The organism is Amycolatopsis rhizosphaerae (assembly GCF_007713715.1).
In the GTDB taxonomy this organism is placed as follows: domain Bacteria; phylum Actinomycetota; class Actinomycetes; order Mycobacteriales; family Pseudonocardiaceae; genus Amycolatopsis_E; species Amycolatopsis_E rhizosphaerae.
Genome location: NZ_VJWX01000025.1, coordinates 1 through 21,464 on the forward strand (window position 1 = coordinate 1; position 21,464 = coordinate 21,464).

General features: G+C 66.3%; 26 protein-coding genes and 1 rRNA gene. 17 read left to right on the plus strand and 10 right to left on the minus strand.

The features are described from left to right. Positions 1-8: 8 nt before the first annotated feature. A 5S ribosomal RNA gene (gene rrf, locus FNH05_RS04670) occupies positions 9-125 on the plus strand. 125 nt (positions 126-250) lie between these two features. Here rrf and FNH05_RS04675 read toward each other — a convergent pair. After that, a complete protein-coding gene (locus tag FNH05_RS04675) occupies positions 251-1,285 on the minus strand; it encodes a LysR family transcriptional regulator (RefSeq protein ID WP_144586020.1) in 1,035 nt (344 codons plus the stop codon). 198 nt (positions 1,286-1,483) lie between these two features. Here FNH05_RS04675 and FNH05_RS04680 point away from each other — a divergent pair, with 198 nt between their 5' ends. From FNH05_RS04680 to FNH05_RS04690, 3 genes are read left to right on the plus strand one after another with little or no spacing between them, the layout of a single operon-like run. Continuing rightward, the gene (locus tag FNH05_RS04680) at positions 1,484-2,173 is read left to right on the plus strand and encodes a succinate dehydrogenase cytochrome b subunit (protein ID WP_144586021.1); all 690 of its coding nucleotides are present in this window, start codon (positions 1,484-1,486) and stop codon (positions 2,171-2,173) included. Positions 2,174-2,175: 2 nt separating this feature from the next. Continuing rightward, the gene (locus FNH05_RS04685; RefSeq protein ID WP_144586022.1) at positions 2,176-4,113 is read left to right on the plus strand and encodes a fumarate reductase/succinate dehydrogenase flavoprotein subunit; all 1,938 of its coding nucleotides are present in this window, start codon (positions 2,176-2,178) and stop codon (positions 4,111-4,113) included. Between the two features lie 16 nt (positions 4,114-4,129). Next, a complete protein-coding gene (locus FNH05_RS04690) occupies positions 4,130-4,807 on the plus strand; it encodes a succinate dehydrogenase/fumarate reductase iron-sulfur subunit (protein ID WP_144586023.1) in 678 nt (225 codons plus the stop codon). 78 nt (positions 4,808-4,885) lie between these two features. On the opposite strand, the gene FNH05_RS04695 is transcribed toward FNH05_RS04690, so the two are convergent. After that, a complete protein-coding gene (locus FNH05_RS04695; protein ID WP_144586024.1) occupies positions 4,886-6,031 on the minus strand; it encodes a serine hydrolase domain-containing protein in 1,146 nt (381 codons plus the stop codon). A gap of 585 nt (positions 6,032-6,616) precedes the next feature. Here FNH05_RS04695 and FNH05_RS04700 point away from each other — a divergent pair. Continuing rightward, positions 6,617-7,822, plus strand: coding sequence for a DUF6236 family protein (locus FNH05_RS04700; RefSeq protein WP_144586025.1), 1,206 nt, complete (start codon positions 6,617-6,619; stop codon positions 7,820-7,822). Between the two features lie 179 nt (positions 7,823-8,001). On the opposite strand, the gene FNH05_RS04705 is transcribed toward FNH05_RS04700, so the two are convergent. Next, on the minus strand, positions 8,002-8,400 hold the full coding sequence (locus tag FNH05_RS04705) for a hypothetical protein (protein ID WP_246127534.1): 399 nt from the start codon (positions 8,398-8,400) through the stop codon (positions 8,002-8,004). 45 nt (positions 8,401-8,445) lie between these two features. On the opposite strand from FNH05_RS04705, the gene FNH05_RS04710 reads away from it, so the two are divergent. From FNH05_RS04710 to FNH05_RS37825, 3 genes are all read left to right on the plus strand, one after another. Next, the gene (locus FNH05_RS04710; protein ID WP_144586026.1) at positions 8,446-9,036 is read left to right on the plus strand and encodes a hypothetical protein; all 591 of its coding nucleotides are present in this window, start codon (positions 8,446-8,448) and stop codon (positions 9,034-9,036) included. A gap of 127 nt (positions 9,037-9,163) precedes the next feature. Next, on the plus strand, positions 9,164-9,850 hold the full coding sequence (locus tag FNH05_RS04715) for a TetR/AcrR family transcriptional regulator C-terminal domain-containing protein (protein ID WP_144586027.1): 687 nt from the start codon (positions 9,164-9,166) through the stop codon (positions 9,848-9,850). Positions 9,851-9,876: 26 nt separating this feature from the next. Further along, positions 9,877-10,245: a DUF4440 domain-containing protein gene (locus FNH05_RS37825; RefSeq protein WP_186382376.1), complete on the plus strand. Its 369-nt coding sequence runs from the start codon at positions 9,877-9,879 to the stop codon at positions 10,243-10,245. A gap of 131 nt (positions 10,246-10,376) precedes the next feature. Here the strand turns inward: FNH05_RS37825 and FNH05_RS04725 are convergent, their stop codons facing one another. Then, complete coding sequence (locus tag FNH05_RS04725; RefSeq protein ID WP_144586029.1) at positions 10,377-10,784, minus strand: winged helix-turn-helix transcriptional regulator; 408 nt, start codon at positions 10,782-10,784, stop codon at positions 10,377-10,379. A 140-nt stretch (positions 10,785-10,924) separates the two neighbouring features. Here FNH05_RS04725 and FNH05_RS04730 point away from each other — a divergent pair, with 140 nt between their 5' ends. From FNH05_RS04730 to FNH05_RS04740, 3 genes are all read left to right on the plus strand, one after another. Next, positions 10,925-11,893, plus strand: a complete 969-nt coding sequence (locus FNH05_RS04730) for an NADP-dependent oxidoreductase (protein ID WP_342781531.1) — start codon at positions 10,925-10,927, stop codon at positions 11,891-11,893. A gap of 120 nt (positions 11,894-12,013) precedes the next feature. Then, positions 12,014-12,385 (plus strand): putative quinol monooxygenase, encoded by a 372-nt coding sequence (locus tag FNH05_RS04735; RefSeq protein WP_144586030.1) that lies wholly within the window; start codon positions 12,014-12,016, stop codon positions 12,383-12,385. A gap of 41 nt (positions 12,386-12,426) precedes the next feature. Next, positions 12,427-12,828 (plus strand): hypothetical protein, encoded by a 402-nt coding sequence (locus FNH05_RS04740; RefSeq protein ID WP_144586031.1) that lies wholly within the window; start codon positions 12,427-12,429, stop codon positions 12,826-12,828. Between the two features lie 220 nt (positions 12,829-13,048). Here FNH05_RS04740 and FNH05_RS04745 read toward each other — a convergent pair whose 3' ends face one another. From FNH05_RS04745 to FNH05_RS04755, 3 genes are all read right to left on the minus strand, one after another. Beyond that, positions 13,049-13,984: a VOC family protein gene (locus FNH05_RS04745; protein WP_144586032.1), complete on the minus strand. Its 936-nt coding sequence runs from the start codon at positions 13,982-13,984 to the stop codon at positions 13,049-13,051. A 27-nt stretch (positions 13,985-14,011) separates the two neighbouring features. Next, a complete protein-coding gene (locus FNH05_RS04750) occupies positions 14,012-14,857 on the minus strand; it encodes a fumarylacetoacetate hydrolase family protein (RefSeq protein WP_144586033.1) in 846 nt (281 codons plus the stop codon). Positions 14,858-15,204: 347 nt separating this feature from the next. Beyond that, positions 15,205-15,897, minus strand: coding sequence for a GntR family transcriptional regulator (locus FNH05_RS04755; RefSeq protein ID WP_144586034.1), 693 nt, complete (start codon positions 15,895-15,897; stop codon positions 15,205-15,207). Positions 15,898-16,100: 203 nt separating this feature from the next. Here FNH05_RS04755 and FNH05_RS04760 point away from each other — a divergent pair, with 203 nt between their 5' ends. After that, entirely contained in the window at positions 16,101-16,496 is a 396-nt protein-coding gene (locus FNH05_RS04760) for an NAD(P)-binding domain-containing protein (RefSeq protein WP_144586035.1), read from the plus strand. A 154-nt stretch (positions 16,497-16,650) separates the two neighbouring features. Then, positions 16,651-17,049, plus strand: coding sequence for a YciI family protein (locus FNH05_RS04765; protein WP_144586036.1), 399 nt, complete (start codon positions 16,651-16,653; stop codon positions 17,047-17,049). Positions 17,050-17,074: 25 nt separating this feature from the next. On the opposite strand, the gene FNH05_RS37830 is transcribed toward FNH05_RS04765, so the two are convergent. After that, a complete protein-coding gene (locus FNH05_RS37830; protein ID WP_186382377.1) occupies positions 17,075-17,332 on the minus strand; it encodes a hypothetical protein in 258 nt (85 codons plus the stop codon). Between the two features lie 198 nt (positions 17,333-17,530). Here FNH05_RS37830 and FNH05_RS39990 point away from each other — a divergent pair, with 198 nt between their 5' ends. After that, positions 17,531-17,893, plus strand: a complete 363-nt coding sequence (locus FNH05_RS39990; RefSeq protein ID WP_425458413.1) for a DUF6531 domain-containing protein — start codon at positions 17,531-17,533, stop codon at positions 17,891-17,893. 39 nt (positions 17,894-17,932) lie between these two features. Here the strand turns inward: FNH05_RS39990 and FNH05_RS04775 are convergent, their stop codons facing one another. Further along, positions 17,933-18,967 (minus strand): amidohydrolase family protein, encoded by a 1,035-nt coding sequence (locus tag FNH05_RS04775; RefSeq protein ID WP_144586037.1) that lies wholly within the window; start codon positions 18,965-18,967, stop codon positions 17,933-17,935. 176 nt (positions 18,968-19,143) lie between these two features. On the opposite strand from FNH05_RS04775, the gene FNH05_RS04780 reads away from it, so the two are divergent. Continuing rightward, positions 19,144-19,386 carry a hypothetical protein gene (locus FNH05_RS04780; RefSeq protein WP_144586038.1) on the plus strand — a complete coding sequence of 81 codons (243 nt, stop codon included), beginning with the start codon at positions 19,144-19,146 and terminating at the stop codon, positions 19,384-19,386. Between the two features lie 19 nt (positions 19,387-19,405). On the opposite strand, the gene FNH05_RS04785 is transcribed toward FNH05_RS04780, so the two are convergent. Next, positions 19,406-20,281, minus strand: coding sequence for an NmrA family NAD(P)-binding protein (locus FNH05_RS04785; RefSeq protein WP_144586039.1), 876 nt, complete (start codon positions 20,279-20,281; stop codon positions 19,406-19,408). A gap of 68 nt (positions 20,282-20,349) precedes the next feature. Here FNH05_RS04785 and FNH05_RS04790 point away from each other — a divergent pair, with 68 nt between their 5' ends. Beyond that, the gene (locus FNH05_RS04790) at positions 20,350-20,994 is read left to right on the plus strand and encodes a TetR/AcrR family transcriptional regulator (protein ID WP_144586040.1); all 645 of its coding nucleotides are present in this window, start codon (positions 20,350-20,352) and stop codon (positions 20,992-20,994) included. Between the two features lie 258 nt (positions 20,995-21,252). Then, complete coding sequence (locus FNH05_RS38785) at positions 21,253-21,432, plus strand: hypothetical protein (RefSeq protein ID WP_222426523.1); 180 nt, start codon at positions 21,253-21,255, stop codon at positions 21,430-21,432. Positions 21,433-21,464: the final 32 nt, after the last annotated feature.

Genomic DNA, 21,464 nt, shown 5'->3' on the forward strand with positions numbered 1-21,464 from the left:
CATAATGTTTCGGTGGTCATGGCGGTGGGGAAACGCCCGGTCCCATTCCGAACCCGGAAGCTAAGCCCACCAGCGCCGATGGTACTGCACTCGAAGGGGTGTGGGAGAGTAGGACACCGCCGAACACTCTTTATGGCCCTCGAGGCCCTGGTTGAGAATCCTGAAAAGGGATCTCCCAGGGCCTCGAGGTTTTTTTCATGCCCGGAACCCGGGGTGGGCACTTCGTGGTGAAGTGCCCACCCCGGCGGGACTACACCCCGTGATCGCAATGAGCGTCTGAGGACGGCAGGGGCGTGATCGATCGGGCACTCGGGTGTCCGGCGTCGCCCGGGGCGGTGGCGAGCAGCGACTCTACGCCGGCCGGGAGGCTGCCATTGGCGGCTACGTCGACTATGAAGCTTTCCAGCACCGCGCGGAATGCGGCAGTGGCGTGCGTAGGAGTGACGTCCTTGCGGTGGGCGAGCGCGACTGTCCGGTGCAAGCTGTGCGGCTTGCGCCCGCCGTCCAGTGACAGTGGAATGCCGCGCAACCCGGGACGTCCGACCAACACCATGCTGGGGACCACCGCCACCCCGATGCCGACTTCCACAAACCGCAGGACCGCGTCCATTTCCCCGCCCTCAACAGCGAAACGCGGTTCGAACCCGGCATGTCGACAGGCGGCGATCGTCGCCTCGCGCAGGTCGTAACCTTGCCGGAACATCACCATCGGCCGGTCTCGCAGGTCGGTGATGCGCAGGTGGGCGCGGGTCGGTAGTGAAGTGTCGTCCACCGGCGTGGCGACCACCAGGTTCTCGCGCAGAATCGGGTTGGTGGCCAGGGGCGTGTCGTCAGCGAGCGGCAGGATGACCAACGCCAAATCCAGTGCGCCCCTTGTCAGATCGCGCACCAGGTCACGGGAGCCGCCCTCTTCCACCATCAGCCTGATCGCCGGGTAGACATCGTGAAAGTTACGCAGCGCGTCGGCTAGCAGCCCGGAGCACAGCGAGGGAGTGGCGCCCAGCCGGACCCGGCCGCGCCGCAGCCCGACAATTTCCTGCACCTCGAGCCGTGCGGTGTCCACGTCGGCGAGGATTCGGTTGGCGAGTGGGAGCAGCGCTTCGCCCGCCGGGGTCAGGGTGATGTTGCCTCTGGCACGACTGAACAGCGCGGCACCGAGCTCGGTTTCCAGTGCCTGGATCTGCTTGGACAGCGAGGGTTGCGCAACGTTCTGCGCCTCGGCCGCCCGGGTGAAGTGTCTGGTTTGCGCCACCGACAGGAAGTACGCCAACTGCTGGAATTGCACGTTCAATAACCTAGAACCATCCGAATCTCTGCGCGATCCGAGGTCAGTGAAGATTCGTCGTGATGTGAGACGCCCCACGTCGCGAATTCTCTGCGGCATGGCGCGAGCCCGTCACGGCTGGGTTCATAGTTTGCGGTTATCGAGACGAGTCCGCCATGGACTTGGACCTGCCGGGCAGGTCGGACTTATTTTGCGCTGGTGGCTATCGCAACGCCTGCGCTTTACCGCTCGACGGTCGGCAAGAAGGCCGTCATGGCGGTAACCGGCGGCATCCTCGTGCTGTTCCTGATCGCGCATATGGCCGGGAACCTCAAGATCTTCCTTGGCGCGTCGGACTTCGACCACTACTCACTGTGGCTGCGCACGATAGGCGAACCCGCGCTGCCGCATCGATGGTTCCTCTCGGGACTGGAGATCGTGCTCGGCGTGAGCGTGATCGGGCACATGTGGGCGGCGATCACGCTTGCCCGGACGGCGCGTCTCGCCAGGCCCGTCAGGTACGCGGCCACGAGAAAGTCGCAGGCCAACGGCTATGCGGTCCGCACCATGCGCTACGGCGGCGTCATCATCGCGTTGTACGTCATCTGGCATCTGCTCGACCTGACCGCCGGCGCGGTCAACCCGGCAGGAGGCAACGCGACCCCGTACGCCAAGGTCGTCGCCGACTTCGCACCATCGCACTGGTACATCACGGTGTTCTACGTCGTCGCGGTGGTCCTCGTGGGCCTGCACCTGCGACACGGCATTCGCAGCGCGTTCCAAACACTGGGCCTGGCCGGCGCGCGCAGGTACACGGGCTACGACCGGCTGGCGGCCGTCGTCGCCGCGCTGGTGGTCGTCGGCTTTCTGGCCGTCCCGATCTCCGTCACGTTCGGATGGGTGAAGTAATCATGAGCCACAGCCTTTACACCACGGGCGAGCCGATCGCCGATACCAAGTCCCCGGCCGGACCGATCGCCGACCGCTGGACCAGCCGCAAGTTCGAGGCCAAGCTGGTGAACCCCGCGAACAAGCGCAGAAAAAAGGTCATCATCGTCGGCACCGGCCTGGCGGGCGCCTCGGCCGGCGCCACGCTGGGCGAGCAGGGCTATCACGTCATCCAATTCTGTTTCCAGGACTCCCCGCGCCGGGCACACTCGATCGCCGCCCAGGGCGGCATCAACGCCGCCAAGAACTACCGTAACGACGGCGACAGCGTGCACCGCCTGTTCTACGACACAGTCAAGGGCGGCGACTACCGCTCCCGTGAGTCGAACGTGTACCGCCTCGCCGAGATCTCCACCCAGATCATCGATCAGTGCGTGGCGCAGGGCGTGCCGTTCGCGCGGGAGTACGGTGGCCTGCTCGACAACCGCTCCTTCGGCGGCACACAGGTCTCACGTACCTTCTACGCCCGCGGCCAGACCGGACAGCAACTCCTGCTGGGCGCCTATCAAGCTCTGCTACGCCAGGTTGATGCCGGCAATGTCGAACTGCACGCCCGGCACGAGATGCTCGACCTGATCATGTCCGATGGGGCGGCGCGAGGCGTCGTCGTCCGGGACCTGATCACCGGTGAGATCACCTCCTACACCGCGGACGCGGTGGTGCTCGCTTCCGGCGGATACAGCAATGTCTACTTCCTGTCGACCAACGCCATGGGCTCGAATGTCACGGCATCCTGGCGCGCGCACAAGCACGGCGCATACTTTGCCAATCCGTGCTTCACCCAGATCCATCCGACCTGCATCCCGGTCTCCGGCGACCATCAATCGAAACTGACGCTCATGTCGGAGTCGTTGCGCAACGACGGCCGCGTGTGGGTGCCCAAGAAGGCCGGCGACCATCGTCGACCCGGCGACATTCCGGAGGAGGAGCGCGACTACTACCTCGAGCGAATCTACCCGGCCTTCGGCAATCTGGTTCCGCGTGATATCGCCTCCCGCGCGGCCAAGAACGTCTGCGACGAGCGCCGCGGCGTCGGGCCCGGCGGACTCGGTGTCTACCTCGATTTCACCGACGCGATCGAGCGGCTCGGCCTGGACGCGGTGCGGGCCAAGTACGGCAACCTCTTCACGATGTACGAGCGGATCACAGGCGAGGATCCGTACCAGATGCCCATGCGCATCTACCCCGCCGTCCACTACACAATGGGCGGCCTCTGGGTCGACTACGACCTGCAAGCGTCCATCCCCGGTCTGTTCGTCATCGGCGAGGCCAACTTCTCCGACCACGGCGCCAACCGACTCGGCGCCTCGGCGCTCATGCAGGGCCTTGCCGACGGGTACTTCGTGCTGCCGACCACTATCGGTGACTACCTTGCGCGCGGCCCCTTCGCCAATGTTCCCGACACCGCGGTCGTCGAAGCCGAGAACCGGGTGACCTCGGCGATCGACACCCTGCTGTCGATCAAGGGCGACCGCACTGTTGACTCCTTTCACCGTGAACTCGGCAGCATCATGTGGGAGTACTGCGGCATGGAGCGGACCGAGGAGGGGCTTCGCAAGGCGCTCGACCTCATCGTTGCTCTGCGCGCGGAGTTCTGGAAGCGGGTCAACGTGCCAGGTTCGGGTGACGACCTCAACCAATCGCTCGAACGGGCAGGGCGAGTGGCGGACTTCCTCGAGCTGGCCGAGCTCATGGTCGTCGACGCCCTGCACCGCAGCGAGTCCGCGGGCGGCCACTTCCGCGCCGAACACCAGACCGGCGACGGCGAGGCCAGGCGCGACGACGAGAACTTTTCCTACGTCGCCGCCTGGGAATGGAAAGGCGTGGGCGAGCCGCCGATTCTCCACAAGGAAACGCTGGAATTCGAGTATGTCCACCCGACTACTCGCTCGTACCGGTAATTAGGGGATGTCACACATGAAGCTGACACTACGGATCTGGCGGCAACGCGGTCCTCAGGACAAGGGTCGGCTGGTCGACTACGGGATCGAGATCTCTCCCGACGCTTCGTTCCTGGAGATGCTCGACGTTCTCAACGAGCGTCTCGCGACCGAGGGCGAGGAGCCCGTCGCATTCGACCACGATTGCCGGGAAGGCATCTGCGGAATGTGTTCACTCGTCATCAACGGAACGGCGCATGGCCCGGAGAAGGCAACGACGACCTGTCAATTGCACATGCGGAAATTTTCCGAAGGGCAGACGATCGTAGTCGAGCCGTGGCGGGCCAGGGCGTTTCCCGTGGTCAAGGATCTGGTGGTCGATCGCTCGGCCCTGGACAAGATCATCCAGGCGGGCGGTTACATCACCGCACCGACGGGCACAGCACCCGAAGCTCACTCCATGCCCGTGCCCAAGCCCGATGCCGACTTCGCTTTCCAAGCTGCTGAGTGCATTGGCTGCGGCGCGTGCGTCGCGGCCTGTCCCAACGGCTCGGCGATGCTGTTCACCGGTGCGAAGATCACCCACCTCGGCCTGCTGCCGCAGGGACACACGAACACCGGCGAATGCACCGCCGCCTGCCCCAAGGAAATCCCCCAAGACGTCATCGGACGCCTCAACAAGGACTTTCTGCACGCCATCGCCAAGAACCACTGACGCCGGCGCGGTGGCACCTGCGGCGGTATAACCGGCCGGGCGCGAAACATCGCACCCGGCCGGTCTCTCCTCGGACTGTCAGGCGGCCGGCATGGCACACAGGGCCGAGTTGATCACATCGAACCGGGTCGGCTGCGTGTAGGTCGCGGGCGCGTTCACGAAGGTGTTGGTGACCACCGAGGCATACCGCCCGTCCGCGGTCACCATGGTCAGCGACGAGTACCCGTCCGGCAGGTCACCGCCGTGACCCCACGCCTGGCCGCCGCAGGTCAGGTTGAACTCCTCCAGGCCAAGGCCGTACGCACCAGCCTGGTGCGGGTCGGTGCCCAGCGGAACCGTGGTGTGCATCTGCGCCAGCGCCGCGGGCGAGACGACCTGGCCGTCGATCAACGCCCGCTCGAAGGTGGTCAGGTCGCGCAGCGAGGACACCAGGCTGCCCGCGCTGCCCGCAGCGGTCGGCTGGTACAGCGTGGTGTCGTACCAGAAGAAGAAGCTTCCGGACCGGCCGCCGGTGTACCCGTGCACATACGGGGACGGCAGCGCGGTACTCGTCGGGTAGGAGGTCTCGGTCAGTCCGAGCGGCGTGAGGATCCGGTCGGTGAGTGCCTGCCGGTACGACCCGCCGGTGACCTTCTCGATCAGCATGCCCAGGATGTCGAAATTGGTGTTGGAGTAGTGGAACGACGCGCCGGGCGCGGAGACCGGGGCGTGGGTGAGCCCGTCTTTCACCAGCGCGGCCAGCGTGTAGGTACCGTCCGGGCCGGCCTGCGGGTTCGGCGAGTTGTTGGGCGCGATCCCGCTGGTGTGCTGGAGCAGTTCCCGCACGGTGATGGTGGTGCCGTCGTAGCCGTTGCCGTCGACCACGCCGGGCAGGTACCGCTCGATCGGCGCGTCCAGTGACACCAGGCCCGCATCGACCAGTTTGACCACGACCGCCGCGGTGAAGGTCTTGGTCTGACTGGCGACCCGGAACTTCTCGTCCGGCTGGATCGGATCATTGCCGTTGACGTTGCCGGTTCCGCTGGTCAGCGCCCAGCTGCCGGACGCGTTGCCCGCGAACACCGCCGCGCCCGGCCCGCCAACACCCGACTGGTAGGCGTTGAGCAGCGCCTGGGTGTCGGCGTGCGGATCAGCCGCCTGAGCCTGTGCGGAGACCGGCACGACCAGTGCGAACACGGCCGACGCGGCCAACGACAACGCGGCCCGGCCAAGGGTGTTGGGCATTGCTGTTCCCCCAATTCGAGTACGACGGTACGACACTCGAATCCTGGCAAGCGGCCATGAAATTCCGATGAAGCAACGCTTCCGGCATCCCGGTGGGCGGACGGATATGAACCGTCCGCCGAGTGCGACTCGCCACGTCGGCCGTTCGTCCTGACGTGGAGATCTCCTTACCGTTGATCATAGCGGCGCCTGGCTCCTTCCGTTCCTGCTTCTCCGCCCATTTCCTCTGTTCACGAAACAGCCGCTTGTCGCGGTCGTCTCGAAACTTGTCGAGTACGCGGATGGCATCTTCGAGGAGCATCTCCAGACCGGCTGGAAGGAGGATGACGAGAAGGCCTGCCGATGTCCGGGCCCGGTTACCGCACGGCGGAGCGCCGCCGGTGCAGGCGCGGTGAGTCCGGCCGCGAACGTCGTCGGCGAACGGGCCTCCCTACTGTGCCTGGAGACTGTCCATCAGACCACCCGCAGCCGGGGACCACGTGGGGACTCAGGTGCTTGGTGTGCTCGAAGAGTCCGAGCGCATAACCGGACGAGGACAGGCCGAGAGGCGGCCCGGCGGATGACGGGACATGAGACCCTGTACCTGTGGATGAGTCTCCGGTGCCGCAGCGTCCATCGACGATCGCCCTCTACTACCCCTGGGTGCGGTTCCAGGACGACAACTGGCTCAAGCTCGCACTGCTGACCTGGGGCAACATTGCACGAATACGGCCAAGCGGAATAGGCAACGCGGATGACGAACTCGTTCGGCAAATTCGCGACGAGACCGACCTCATCATGGACCTTACGCCGAGCGCCATCGACCTGAGCACCGTCAGCGACGCCTTCGAGGAAGTCATCGAGGATGCTCGCGTCGAGATCACCGACGAGCTGGAAGCCGTGCGTTGGGAATCAGTCCAGACGAATTATTATCAAGAACCTACTCGGAAACAAACAGGTGGAGGGTTCGGTACCGTTCCCAAAGAGGATCTGATCTGGGTTTACGCCGGGGACGACAGCAGCGTCCGCGGGAGCAAAGCGGATGTCCGGGCTCGCGGGATTCTCGGCTCGACGGGGCTCGCGGCTCCCGACCCGAACGGCGGGCCGTGGCTGGGCATGCGGCCCAAGGTGGCGTCGGTCTACCTGACTCTGCTCGCCGACGCCATCGCTCGCCACAACCACCTCTGTCCGGTCACCGACGATCCCCGCGCACACGCCGCGACCGGAACCCTCGACCGGCTGGCCCAAGTGCTGTTCGGCGAAGATGCTCGCCCGCAGCGCGTCGACAACCCCGAAGACGCCTACCTGCACCTCGCCCTGAATGCGGTGATCAAGCCGAAACGCCTCGCCCACCTGCCAATTCGAAAGCTCATCGCTTTTCGGCAGCGCTACTCGGCCGAACTCGAAGCCTTCCGGCAGCACGTCGCCGACCTGGCACCCCAGCTGCGCACAGTCGCCGAAGTGGAGAACTTGCAGGTGGCACGCGCGTACCTGCGCGCGATCTACGAGCGAACGACCAAGCGGCAACTGGACGAGCTACGCCGAGCACTGCGCGGCATGGGAGTCGACTCGGTCACCGGCACCCTTGGCCTGAAGATCGACCTCGGCGCCGCCGCCGGCACCATCCTCGGCGCGGCGGCGGCCGCGGGGGGACAACCGACCGTCGCCGGGGCGGCCGTGGGGGTGACCGTCCTGCCCTATGTCGCCCGCCGGGTCAAGGAAGCCCGCCAACTGCGGAGGGAGTCACCGGTTGCCTACCTGCTGGCGGCCGACCGGAAACTCGCCCGTTCCGCACTGTCAGGACGGCGGTGAGAACCGCAAAGGACAGTTGGTTACCGCAGCCGCAAGCGCGCAGGTGGCAACATCCGGACCACTGCCGTGATCCCAGGACCCGCAATACCTTGGCACCGGCCCGGCCATGAGTCCGTCCGGTCCACGTCCGCTTCGGTGAGTCCCTCGCCGAGATGGGTGTCGACCCGTGGCCTGCCCGCTCAGTTCTCGAATTCCAGCCGTTCCCACGCCAGCGCCGTTCGCCAGTCCTCGCGCTGGAATGCCCAGCTCTGGACGGTGCTCACGACGGTGTCGAATGCGGGTGAGAATGCGCTGTCCCACGGCGAGTTGTCGCTGACGACGGCGCGGAAATGTGCTTCCGGCCCACCATCGCGGAATTCGACGAGATAGGCGCGCCCCTGGTTCGGGTCCACTCGTTCGTCGAGGCGCACCTGGAGGTAGTGGTCACCAGGATCGTCGTCAAGGCGCTCGACGATCACGAACGGCACGCTCAGGTTAATGTCCGCGAGGAGGTCGTGCAACTGCGTCTCGGAAGGACCTTCGATGGTCCGGTGGGAATCCGTCGCGACGATTCGCGGCGCTGTCGGCTGTTCGAGCACCCGAGCAGGATATCTTCGGGAACGGCGCGTGCCACAATGCCGGTCATGACTGGGGAGGGTCTGCTCGCGCGGCAGGACGCGCTACAGGAAGAAGCCGATGCCGTTCACCGGAATCTCGGACTCGACCGGCTCGGGGAACTGGGGAAACCGGTCCGGGTCGGCAGTGCCGCACTCGGCGTGATGGTGCGGCGCGATCTGGACATCACGGTGATCTGCCCGGCACTCGACAAGGAAACCGCGGACGCGGTGGCCCGGCTCGGGACGCACCTGATCGGCCATCCGCGGGTGCGCGTGGTCACCCTCCGCGACGACACCGGGCACTGGAACACCGACCCCGCCTATCCGGACGGGCTGTACCTCGGCGTGAAATACCGCTCGCCGGAAGGAAAGGACTGGAACCTCGACATCTGGTTCGTCGACGAACCGGCACGCCAGCCCGACCTGGCGCATCTCGAAACCTTCCCGCAGCGGCTCACCGACGAGACAAGGAAGATCGTTCTCGCCATCAAGAACGCGTGGGCGGACAACGCGGGCTACGGCTCGGAGGTCACCGGCTACGACGTCTACACCGCGGTTCTCGACCACGGCGTCCGTTCTCTCCGGCAGTTCGAAGAATGGCGCCGCGCGAGGCGCTGACAGGCTCAGCCCGGCTCGGATTCTCGTTCCGCCCCGGCGAACGCCGGCTGGTCAGTACCCGCCCCAGCAGCGGGGGAGAGGTGCAACGCCGCCGGCTGCCGGAGAGCTGGACTGGTACGGTGTTCGTGTGTCACGAACGGGGTTCGAGAGGCAGAGCGCCGCAGCCCGCGCGAAGGGTCGGCAGGTCCTGTCCAGGCCGGAGGTACTGGCCGCCGCGGCGCGGTTGCTGGACGAATCCGGCATCGAGGGTTTGTCGATGCGGGCGCTGGCCAGATCGCTCGGCACCGGACCGGCCACCCTGTACTGGCACGTGCGCGACCGCGACGAACTGCTGACCGCGGTGCTGGACGAGACGCTCAGTCACATCGACGTACCGATGGACGGTCCCTGGCAGGACCGCCTGGTGCTGCTGGCGGAACGGATGCGGACGGCGTTGTTGCCGCGTCCCGCGTTGATCGAGGTGCTGTGGCACCGAGACTGGCAGCTGGGGCCGGTGACCTTGGGCCTGGCCGATGCCACAGTCGGTTTGGTGGCCGAAAGCGGGCTACCGGACGACGATGTGGCCGACGCCTATCTGGCCGTGCTGTGGTTCATCCTCGGATTCGTCTACGCGGAGTCGCAAGCCGCGGCCAACACCGGGTTCCCGCCGCAGGCAGGGACCGGCGACGAGCCACCGCGCTACCCCAACCTCGTCCGCTACAGCCCCGATACGGACCGCGCCGCGATGCACCGTCGATTCGTGGCCGGGCTGCGTCAGCTCCTCACCGGCATCGAGGCGAGGACCCACCAAACCGATCGAAAGGCCTTATCGTGAACGTTTCGACCCCGGCGACCGACGCGGTGATCGCCGCGGACCGGCGTTTCTTCGAAGCATTGTTGGCTGCCGACCGCGCCGCGCTCGACGCACTGCTCGCTCCCGAGTTCCTGATCGTCGACGTCGCCGCCGGTGATGTGACGGGCCGCGCCGAATTCCTGCAGTTCGTGAGCGATCGAATCGTCCGGTTCACCCGGATCGACCAATTTTCCGACGAGGCGGTCGTGCGGCGATTTGGCGCGACCGCCATCATCGTGGGTCGTACCGCGATGGAATTCGGTCTGCCCGACGGCCCCCAGGTCACCGCGGCCAGCCGGTACACCCACGTGTTCGTCTCCTCCGAAGAGGACTGGCATTTGGTGTCAGCGCAGGGAACGGCCATCGCCGCGTCCTAGTTCCTCGGTTCCGGGAACGGGGCATTGAACGGGGAGTACTGGTGGTCACCGCCACCAACGCTGGCGGCGCCCGGTGTTGCTGGGCGCAGCCTGCCGCGGTGAGGGCACGATCGCCCGCGGCTGTGGTGTTGTCAGTGGGTCGCCGTGGTTTCGGTTGTGCAGGATGCTGCCGTTGCTCCTTCGCGTGCGGCGTTGTCGATGTTGTCTTCGACCCAGGTGCGCAGCATGCGAAGCGGTACGGCCGCGCTGTGTCCGAGTTGGGTGAGTGAGTATTCGACGTGTAGTGGCACCGCGGGGTAGACGGTGCGGTCGAGCAGGCCGAACTCTTCCAGGCGCCGCAGGGTCTGGGTCAGTACCTTCGGACTGACTCCTTGCAGGTGCCGCTGCAACTGCCCGAACCGTTGTGGGCCGTTCTCGAGTGCGCCGATGGCCAGGGCGGACCACTTGTTCGCCAGCAGGTCCAGCATCGCCCGGCAGGGGCACTGCGCGGCGTAGACGTCGTGGTCGGAATGCTGCCCGGTCAGGCACACGGCAGTCATGACAAGCTCCTCACCTGGATACTTCCGATTGGGAAGTTCTAGCCCTTGCAGGTAACTATATCCCTGGAGATACGTTTCCCGGGTCAAGGGAAAGACAACTTCCCGTCTTTCCCGGCATCTGATCCAGGAAGAGAGAACCCGTGTCCGACACATCGATGCGCGCCGTCCTCCAACACAGCATCGGCGGCCCCGACGTGCTGTCGGTGGAACAAGTACCCCGCCCCGAACCCCTGCCGACCGAAGTGCGGGTGAAGGTGCACGCGGCCGGTATCAACCCGGTGGACTGGAAGACCCGGGCCGGGGCCGGAATGGCGGACGTGCTCGGCCGGCCACCGTTCATCCTGGGCTGGGACGTCTCCGGCACCGTGGACAAGGTCGGCTTCGGTGTCACCACCCTACGCGAAGGCGACGAGGTCTACGGCATGCCCTGGTTCCCCCGGGCAGCGGGCGGCTACGCCGAATACGTCACCGAACCGGCCCGGCAGTTCGCCCGCAAACCCTCCAGCATCAGCCACGAACAGGCCGCGGCGGTGCCGCTCGCCGCGCTCACCGCGTGGCAGGCCCTGGTGGACACCGCCCACATCCAGCCCGGACAACGCGTGCTGATCCACGCCGCCGCCGGCGGCGTCGGGCACCTGGCCGTCCAGTTCGCCCAACACCTCGGCGCCCACGTGATCGGCACCGCCCGCGCCACCAGCCACCACTGGCTCACCACACTCGGCGCCGACGAACTCATCGACTACACCACCACCCGCTTCGAACACACCGCCACCGACATCGACGTCGTGATCGACCTGGTCGGCGACCACCACGACAACACCAGCACCCGGTCACTACAGGTACTGCGCCCCGGAGGACTCCTCGTCGCCATCCCCGCCGGCGTCTCACCCGAACTGGCCACCGCCGCCCAAACCAAAGGCATACACGCGACCCCGTTCCTGGTCGAACCCGACGCACCCGCCCTCACCACCATCGCCACCCTCATCGACTCCGGCACAGTCACCGTGGAAATCGAAGAAGTATTCCCACTCGAAAAAGCCGCCCAAGCCCACACCCGCGGCGAATCCAACCACACCCACGGCAAACTCGTCCTCCACGTCACCTCCTGAACCCCCACCACAGATTCGGTGTCTCCGGCGGAACTGCCAGCAGGGCCAGAACGGGGCACATGCCGCTTTGGCATTTCAAGGTTCAAACACGCTCACGATTCGGAAGAAAGGTATGGCCCGATGAGCGAACAGGACAATGTGGCAGACCCGCAGCAGCGAATGTCCGACCTGTGGACGAGTACGAAGCCAGGTGTACCGCTGTTCATGAATGTGACCCTGACCATCCGGCCCGAGCGCCGGGAGGAGTTCCTGGCGGCCCTGCGCGAGGTGCTTCCCCCCGCACGGGCCGAGTCGAACTGCATCTACCTGCACGTCGGTCAATCCATGACCGAACCCGATGTCTTCGTTCTTTCCGAAGGGTGGCATGACCTCGCCGAGTATCGCGATGTCGTGTTGCCGAAGCCCTACTTCCAGACCTACCTGCAGATCAGCGAGAGCACCTATGCCCGGCCCCGCGTCGTCGTGCCGCTCACGCCGGTCGGACCCATGTGAGGTGAGGGGCCCGCAGTCCCGTGTCGAGGGTGCCCTGGCCGGTGATGACCACCGGCTCCGGGGCGGTCACGTTGTCGATCCTGGAGTGCCGCACGGACACGCGGGATGACGTCGTCGCCAAAGTGCCGCAACTGATCGACGGATTCGCTCTGGGGGATGAAGTTGATGGTGTCGAAGCGTTCGTCGGTGACGAACTCGGTGATGATCTGGGCCCAGCTCTCGGCGTTGGCGTGGATCGGGGTGTTGCCACGACCGGTACGCGGCCGGGAGGCGGTCGCGGCATCGATGAGGCCGACGAGTTGGATCACGCGGTGGATGTCGGTCGGCTGTCGACCGGCGTCACGGGCGGCGGCGTCGATGCGGTCTTGCGCGGCTGGCTTGGTGGTCCTGAATGGAGACGTAGTCGAAGCCGGCCGACTCCGCGGCCTGCGCCTTCTCGGTGAGCTGGGGTAGTTCTTCGACATGGGGGCTCAGGAAAACCCCGAACCGCGGGCCTGACATGGGAACTCCTGGTGTTGAAGGTGGTGGTGGGCGCCCCGCCGCGATTCGTTGATCAGCGGGGGTGAAATCCTGTCCGAGTCTTGCGTCGTTGTGGATCCCGCGCTGCTGACCAGTTCCACGCCGTGATCACCGATCAGGGCCGCGATCGTGACGAGAAATCCCTCAGGGAGCGGAATGGGCACCCGTCATCAGGGCGGCGAGGTCCTCGGGCTTGATGAACGACGGCGGGGGTGGGGGACCCCAGCTGAACAGACCCTTGGCGCCTTCCAGGGTTTCCGGCGTCCACAGCTGGTCCTCGACGATGCAGTCCATGTCCGAGTAGTACTCGCTGAAGTTGCCCGCCGGATCCATGAGGTACCAGAAGAAATTGGAGCCCGCATGGTGCCGTCCCAAACCCCACACATGCCTTTCCGGATGGTCCTCCAGCATGGCCATCGCGCCGCGGCCGACCTCGTCGACATCGTCCACCTGCCACGAGGTGTGGTGCAGGTAGGGGATCGGCGCCCTGAGGACGAGGACGTTGTGGTGGTCGGTCGAGCACCGCAGGAAAGCGCCTTCGTCCGCAATCCGGTCGGAGAGCTTGAATCCGAGGCCCTCGAGGAAGAAACACTCGGTCGCCTCGACATCGGGCGTGCCGAGGACGACGTGCCCGAGCTTGCGCGGCCGCACAGCCGCCTCGCGCAGCACGCCGGGCGCCCGGCTGCCCGTCCGCTCGACCCGGCCCGGACCGTTGTAAGCCGTCGCCCGCACCGCGGGCTGTATCAGCCGCGGTGCGATACGCACGAACGCACGCGTGCCCGTCACCGGCTCGACGACACTGATCCCGGCCGGGTACTGCTCTGCCCGGATCCCGAGCGCGGCGAGCCGGGAGGTGATCCGGCCGAGGTCCTCGTGGTCGTCCGCGTGGATGGTCAGCGCCACCAGGCGGCGGCTCGGTGCCGACACCAGGCGCAGTTGCTCCCCGCCGTCGAGAGTGCTGAACGCGGCGCTGCCGTCGCTGGTCTCCGCCGGGCTCAGCCCGAATTCCTCGTAGTACTGGGCGGTTTCCGCGACGTTCGGTACCCCGATCACCACAGAGGCGAGACGATGCAGACTCATGAGCTTGGTCTCCTTCCGGATTGGCCCTCAGGCTTGGACGAAGCGCTGGCGCAACTCGCCGATACCCCGCGCGAAGCTCACGAGCTCGTCACCGGGCTGCAGGAAACGTTGTGGCACGCGGCCGAGGCCGACGCCGGACGGAGTGCCGGTGAAGATGACGTCGCCGGGCAGGAGCGGGGTCACCCTGGACAGCCCTTCGATGAGCCGGGGGACCGAGAACAGCAGGTCGCCGGTACGGCCGTGCTGCAGCACCTCGCCGTCCAGCGAGCAGCCGATCTCGATGTCGTCCGGGTCGTCGAACTCGTCGACGGTCACCAGCCACGGGCCGAACGGCGCGAATCCAGGGAATGACTTGCCGAGGCTGAACTGCGGTGCGGGGCCGGCGAGCTGGCTGACCCGTTCGGAGATGTCCTGCCCGACGGCCAGACCGGCCACACAGGACCACGCCTCGTCCGCGCTCACCCGATGCGCGCGGCGGCCCAGCACGGCGACCAGCTCCACCTCCCAGTCGACCTTTCCGCCGGGAGGCAGCTCCACGGTGGTGCAGGCCCCGGCGAGGGAGGTCCGGAACTTCGTGAACACGGGCGGGAACTGGCTGGGCGCCTCGAAGTCGGATTCGGCGGCGTGGTCGGAGTAGTTCAGCCCGATCGCGAACACCTGCGCGGGGGCGGGCGCCGGGGCCTCCAGTGACCCGGCGTCAAACGGGATGGCCTCCTCGGCACCGACTCCCGCGGCCCAGGTGCGGAACTCGTCCCACACCTCGTAGACAGCCTGCGGGTCCGCCCTGAAACGGCCGTCCGACGCTTTTTCCACGTCCACCGCGCCGTCCCCGATCAGCAGGGCCGCTCGTCCGGACACATTGGCAAAACGCACGATCAGTCTCCTTCGACACGAACCGGCCGCGAGGACCACGGTGTGCGGGACCGCGCGCGAGGTGCCTGCCTCGTGGCGCCGGATCTTCAGTATCAGGCAGCTGATTCGATAAGTCCAGAGATTTTCGACATTTGTCGACGGTCGCCCATCTACGGCGGACGCCACGGTGCGGCGCCCGTTCGACCCGGGAGGTGCGCGGCCCGATGCTGTACCCGGCGGTCGGAATTTCGCCGTTCGGTCGCGGAACGGCGTGGCGCTGGCTCGCCTGGCCGGAGTTGCCCGCCGTGCTGGTGTCGACGACCCGCCGGGCCGGCGATCGTGTTGCGCCGGCGGCGGATCGGGTGAGCTCAGTCGCGCGCCGCGTCGACCGCGCCGCCGTCGGCATGCCGCAGCAGCACGTCGGTGGTGTACCGGATGTGGTGGGTGAGCGCTGCGACCGCCGCCTCCTCGTCGTGCGCCAGGGCGGCCTCGAGGATCGCCCGGTGCTCGCCTGCGATGTCCCGGTGTGTCGGATCGAAGGGCACCGACCAGCGCCGGTACAGCTCGGCGGAGTCGCGCAAGGACCGGGCGATCGCGAGCAGTCTGGGGTTCGGGCAGCCCATCAGCAACGTGTCGTGGTACGCGGCGTGCGCCCGGGCCCATTCGTCCGAAAGCCGCGCCGGGTCGCCCTCGGACATCTGCGGGGTGTGCTGCAGTTGGTGATGGGCGGCGAGCACCTGCGATTCCCAAGCCACGCCACCGTTAGCGAGCGCCTCGCGCAACACCAGCGTCTCGATCGCGCAGCGCGCGTCGGTGAGATGGCGCAGGTCCTCCACCGACAGCGAGCGCACGCGGAAGCCCAGCTGTGGCACCGACTCGACGAGGCCCTCGGCGGCGAGTCTCGACAAGGCTTCGCGAAGGACGCCGACGCTCGCGTCGTACCGCGGGGAGAGATCCGCGAAGGGCAGCTTGGCCCCAGGTTCGTGCCGTCCGGCGAGGATGTCGCTGCGCAGCGCATCATAGGTGCGCTCGACCCGCGTGACTGGTCGTTCGGGAGCCATGGCGTCCAGTCAACCATCTTCGAGCTTGGCCTTCAATGTCGAAAATCCTGGCAATCTCCTCGTCGAGACTCGACTACGAGAGGTAATTTCGAAACTAAGCTTGCTATTCGATATCGACGATGTCATGCTTGGCCCATTGCGAGACACCCCCAGGGGTCGGGGACCGTCCCCGTCGATCACATTCACCCACCAGGGAGTGAAAGATGGAGATCGGGTTCGTCGGTGCTGGACGGGTGGGCCGTCCGATGCTGGTCAATCTCGCGGCCGCCGGACATGGCGTGACGGTCTACGATCGCAACGCCGGAGTCCTGGCCAGCCTGCGGCAAGAGGGTGTACGGCCAGCCGGATCGGTGCGCGACCTGGCCCGGCTGCCGATCACGCTGAGCATGCTGCCCGACGGTGACTCCGCAGTCGAGTTCCTGCTGGACGATGGCGGCCTGCTCACGACGGCCCGTCCCGGGCACTGTCACGTGTTGATGGGGACGGTCGGGCCCGAGCTGGTGCGGGAACTGTCCGCGGAGGCGGCCAAGAGGCCGTCTGGCTCGCCGACGCACTGGTATCCGGGAGCGTGGCCGCGGCGAGCACGCGCTCGATCGTGACCATGGTCGGGGCCGACGCCGACGCCGACGTCTACGACCGGCTGCCATTAACCTCGGCTGCGGTTCGTTGATACCGCGCCGCCGCGATGGGACAATTTGCTCATTCCAACCAGATCTCGATGATATTCGCCGATCTAGTCAACGGAGTATTCTCATGTCAGAGCGCATCATGCCCTGGAAAGACATCGTCTCCTACTCGGAAGAACACGGCCTGCTCGCGAAGCAGATCTTCGTCGTCTTCTCCGAACCGGTGAACGGCATCGGGCCGGTCCTGGATTCCCTCGACCCGCACGTGGAGTACCAGCGGAAACTGGAGCGGGACGGCATCATGTTCGCCGCCGGCCCGTTCGCCAGCGAGGATCTGCAGGAATGGAAAGGCGACGGCATGTTCGTCTATCGGGCCGATTCACTGGAGGCCGCGACGGCACTCGCCGAGGCGGATCCGATGCACATCGGCGGGGCGCGTACATTCCGGGTTCGGCAGTGGCTACTGAACGAGGGCACGTTTTCCGTGCAGCTGTTCTACTCGGGCGGAAAACCGAAAATCGTCTGAACAGCGGCACCAGCCGGACCAGCGGTCAGCGTGGAAGTCGGGGTGGACTGGGCGGGTCTTGGCGGCTGGACCTGGCATTCGCCGCATCCACCTGCGCGGAGACCATCTCCACCGTGGTGCAGATCGTCGGCGCCATCACCGGCGCGGTGCGCGGCATCGTGCGGGACACCGCGCGGATGGAAAAGATCGGCGCGGTCATCAAGAAGCTCGTCAACTCCGTCGAGAAGTTGCGGCCGATGACGAGCAAGCTGGAAGAGATCTTCGCCGCCATCAACAAGGTCATGTCTGCCCTCCACGGCTGCCCTGGCGAGGCGGAGCCTCAACCCGGAAACCCCGCCGGACAGCCATACCACGGACGGCACCACCCCCTCAGGGACCGAACCCCCGTCCGGCGGGATCAAGGACACGGGACAACGCCGTTCCCGCCGATCAACTCAGGTGCGCGCAGGACCCGGTGGACGTGGCCAGCGGGCGAATGGTCATGGTGCAGACCGACGTGCAACTCCTCGGCGTCCTTCCGGTGGTGCTCCGGCGTGTCCACCTTTCCTCGTACCGCGCCGGCCGGTGTTTCGGCCCGAGCTGGGCATCCACTCCTGACCAGCGGCTCGAAATCGAGAACGGGACCGCGTACCTTGCGGCCGAAGACGACACGCTGCAGTCCTTCCCCAAGCCAGCACCGGGATTTACATCCATTCCGGACGAAGGGCCTCGGCGGCTGCTCGAGCGTGCCGAAGACGGCGGATACCGCCTGACCGATTTCGAGCAGCGCGTAATGCTGTGTTTCGAACCTGACGGGCCGGTATGCGTTCGGGTTGCCGGTCTCGCTCACCGATCCACTGGGTAGCCCGGAGGAGTTGACGAAACTTCACGGCAAGGCTGTTGACTACGCGCTGTGCAGCCGGAAGAGGCGTTCCGCGTTGAGATGGGTGATCTTTTCTCGTTCTTCGGGTGCGAGGTCGAGTTCGTGGAGGAACTGCCGGGTGCCGTCGAGGTGGAGGAAGGGGTAGTCGACCGACCAGATCAGTCGGTCGAGTCCGATCACGGCCCGGATGAAGTCGAACTGAGGGCGGTGGAACATGCCGCTCGGGGTGATCCAGACGTTGGAGCGGTAGGTCTCGGTGATCGTTCGCGACAGCCCGGTGTCGCCTGGGGAAAGGACATCGTCGAGGCGGCTGAGGTAGAAGGGGACCATCTCGCCCCAGTGGCCGCTGATGACCTGCAGGCCGGGGAGGCGTTCGAAGACTCCGGCGAGAATGAGCCGCAGGACGTGTATCCCGGCTTCGTGATGCCATCCCCAGGCGCCCAGCGAGAGCTCGGCGCTCACTTTGTCGTTGAATCCCGCGTAGTAGGCCTGCTGGACCTGCGGGATTGGATGGAAGGGGTGCACGTAGAGCGGCACTCGGAGCGCGGCGATCCGGTTCAGGACGGGCTGGTAGGCGGGATCGTCGAGGAAGCCGGAACCAGGGCGCCCCACGATCAGGACCCCGCGCAGACCGAGGCCGGTCACGGCGCGGTCGAGTTCGTCCACGGCGGCGGCGGGGTTTTGCCACGGCAACGCCGCCAGTCCCTGAAGCCGGTCGGGGTGGTCGGTGACCGCCTTCGACAGCCTGTCGTTGACCGACCGGCACAGGGCGATCGCCCTGTCCTCGGGGACCAGCTGTATCGGACTGGTCCACGAGACGATCTGCATGTCGATGCCGTGCGCGTCCATCTGTCGGATGCGGTCCGGCCCGAGGTCGGCCCCGAGGCGGAGCGCTTCCTGGATGTCGACGGCAGGTCGTCGGCCGGGACCTGGTCGGACGGGGGAGGAGCTGGAGCTCTGCCAGCGCATGTACGGCGCTTCGCGGGCGAGGACCGGGCCGGCCGATTCGGCGATCGCCTGATCGACCGCGTGCTCTTCGATGCAGATCAGCGTCATGGATCTTCCCTGCTACGAGTGGAATGTAAACTAAACCGTACCGTATACTTACGAGAGGAGCAAGGACGCGGGGGTCGGCCCGCGGGAGCATTACCGCACCTTCGCTCGGGTCGGGGCAGGAAAACCTGCCCCTGTTCGGTCCGGACCGGCTTTCCCCAGCGGGGATGGCGGAGGTGATGAGTCAGGTGCTGGGGCGTCCAGTGGTCTACCGTCGCACCAGCGTGGACGACTTCGTGTCGGTGCGCCGCTCGCAGGGGGCGAGCGAGCAGGCCGTCAAGGACATGAGCGAGGCGTTGGCGGCTCAGGACGCCGGCATCTACGACGCGGACTGGGTAACCGCGAAGATCGCGACGACGGACTTTCGGACCTGGTGCCGGGACGTGCTCAAGCCCGCGGTGGAAGCGAACACGATGGCCTGAAGGCCGGCGGCGGCGCTGCTCATCCGGTCACCGCCGGTTTGACGGTTTCCCGGGCGAACTGGCGGAAGGTGGTGGGTGTGGTGTTTTCGGTGGTGCGTGGCGTGGTGTTGTTGATGCCGCGTTCGCCGGCGACGTCCATGTCGATGGTGGATTGGGCCATTGCCTCGGAGAAGCCGCGGCTGATGAGGACCTGTTTGACGGCAGCGCGGTCTCCGGGCTGGAAACGGATGGGGGTGCCGAGAACTTCGGTGAGGGTTTCGGCGATGTCGCGGTAGGAGAGGTCCTCGCCGCCGAGGACTTCGACGCTCTCCTGCCCGGTCCAGGTGCGGTCGAGGAGGTAGCGGGCGGCGAGTGCTGCGATGTCCTTCGTCGCGATCCATGGCATGGTGAAATCGGGGGGCAGGGTGCCGGAGATGATGCCGTTTCTGATCGTGGCGACCTGCCGGAGGATGTTGTCCATGAAGGTGGGCAGGGCCAGCGCCCGCACGTGTGCGCCGGTGCTGCGGAAGAGGTCCTCCATGGCGTGCGATGCGGAGATGTGCCCGGCGTAGATCTGCGATCCGCGCCCGAGCGCGGAGATGACCACGACACGGGGCACCGCGTGGCGTACGACGGCGTCGGCGCCCGGGATGGAGGCGGTCACGTACGCCTCGTAGGGGCTGCTCGCGGTCGCGGCCGACGGCATCAACCAGAACAGGGCGTCAGCGCCGTCGAGGGCGTGGTCCAGGACGTCGCGGTCGCGGTGCGATCCGGTGATGATCTCGGCTCGTTCGCGTACCTCGGCCGGCAGTTTGCCGGGGTCGCGGACGATGAGGCGGACCGGTTCGCGCTGCGCCAGCAGCGTGGCGACGAGCTTGCTGCCGATCTGCCCGGTCGGGGCGGTAATCACAATCATGGATGATGACTCCGATCAGGCGGGAACTGAAGTAAACTCTACTGTACCGTATACTTGAGGTGGATGTCATGGCCCGACGCGGGGAAGCGCTGCGTGCGCACATCCTCGATGCGGCGAAGCTCGCGTTCCTGGAGTCCGGCTTCGAACGGACCTCCATGGATGCGATCGCGGCGCGCGCGGAGACGTCGAAACGTTCCCTGTACGCGCATTTCCCGACCAAGGACGCGCTGTTCCTCGCGGTCGTCGAGCGCATCCGTGCCCTGTTCGGCGAGCGGATGCGCACGCCCGGCGAATACGCGGGGGAGCCGTTGGAGGCCGTCGTGCAGTACTGCGGGCGCTTCCTGCAACTGTTGCGCTGGTCCTCGGTCGGGAAGATGGTCCGTCTCGGCATCGCCGAGGCGGAACGGCTGCCGGATCTGGCGTCGGGGCTCTACGACGTCCTCTTCGGACTCACGGTCCGCGACCTCGCGTCACACCTGGTGACAGCATCGGGGCTCGCGGCCGACGAGGCCGAGGCGGTGGCGAACGAGCTGATCGGCCTCACCATCCACCCACTGCTGCCCCGCCTGCTGTTCGGGGTCGAACCCCTCACGGAGGAGACGCCGGAGGAGGCCCGCCTGGCGGCAGATGTGGACCTCGACAGAATCAGGCGTCTCGTCGGCATCGTGTTGCCTCCTCCGTCGGCGACGCCTTCAGGCTCACGGAAGGCGTGACGCCGTAGGCCTCCTTGTAGGAGGTGGCAAACCGCCCGGTGTGGAAGAGGGTTGCTACGTCGCGTGGCAACTTACTGGCTCAACCCCTGGGAAGTAAGGTAAGGGCTGTGTCTTAACTGACCCGGTCGGCAAGGGATATGGTCGCCTCGCTTGATGACCGTAGCACCCGACTCCCAGACGTTGTCTGGGAGTTCATCGAAAAGATCACGTTTGCCGGACCCGAGGAGATCTTGTCGACGGTGCACGATGTGTTGGCGGATGACTGGATGGCTCTCCCGGTATGGGCTCGCAATCTGGCATATCGGGCTCGCCTGCTTGCAGTGTCCCGATGATCCGGCCCTGCTGCGCGAGGCTGCAGGTGACCTTCTCTGCTTTGGCCCCGATTGGGACGAGAATGCGGAAGCCCTGAAGGCGCGCGCCGCACAATTGGAATCGTGAGCTCTGCCGCGATGGCTGCCGACGTGCTCCTT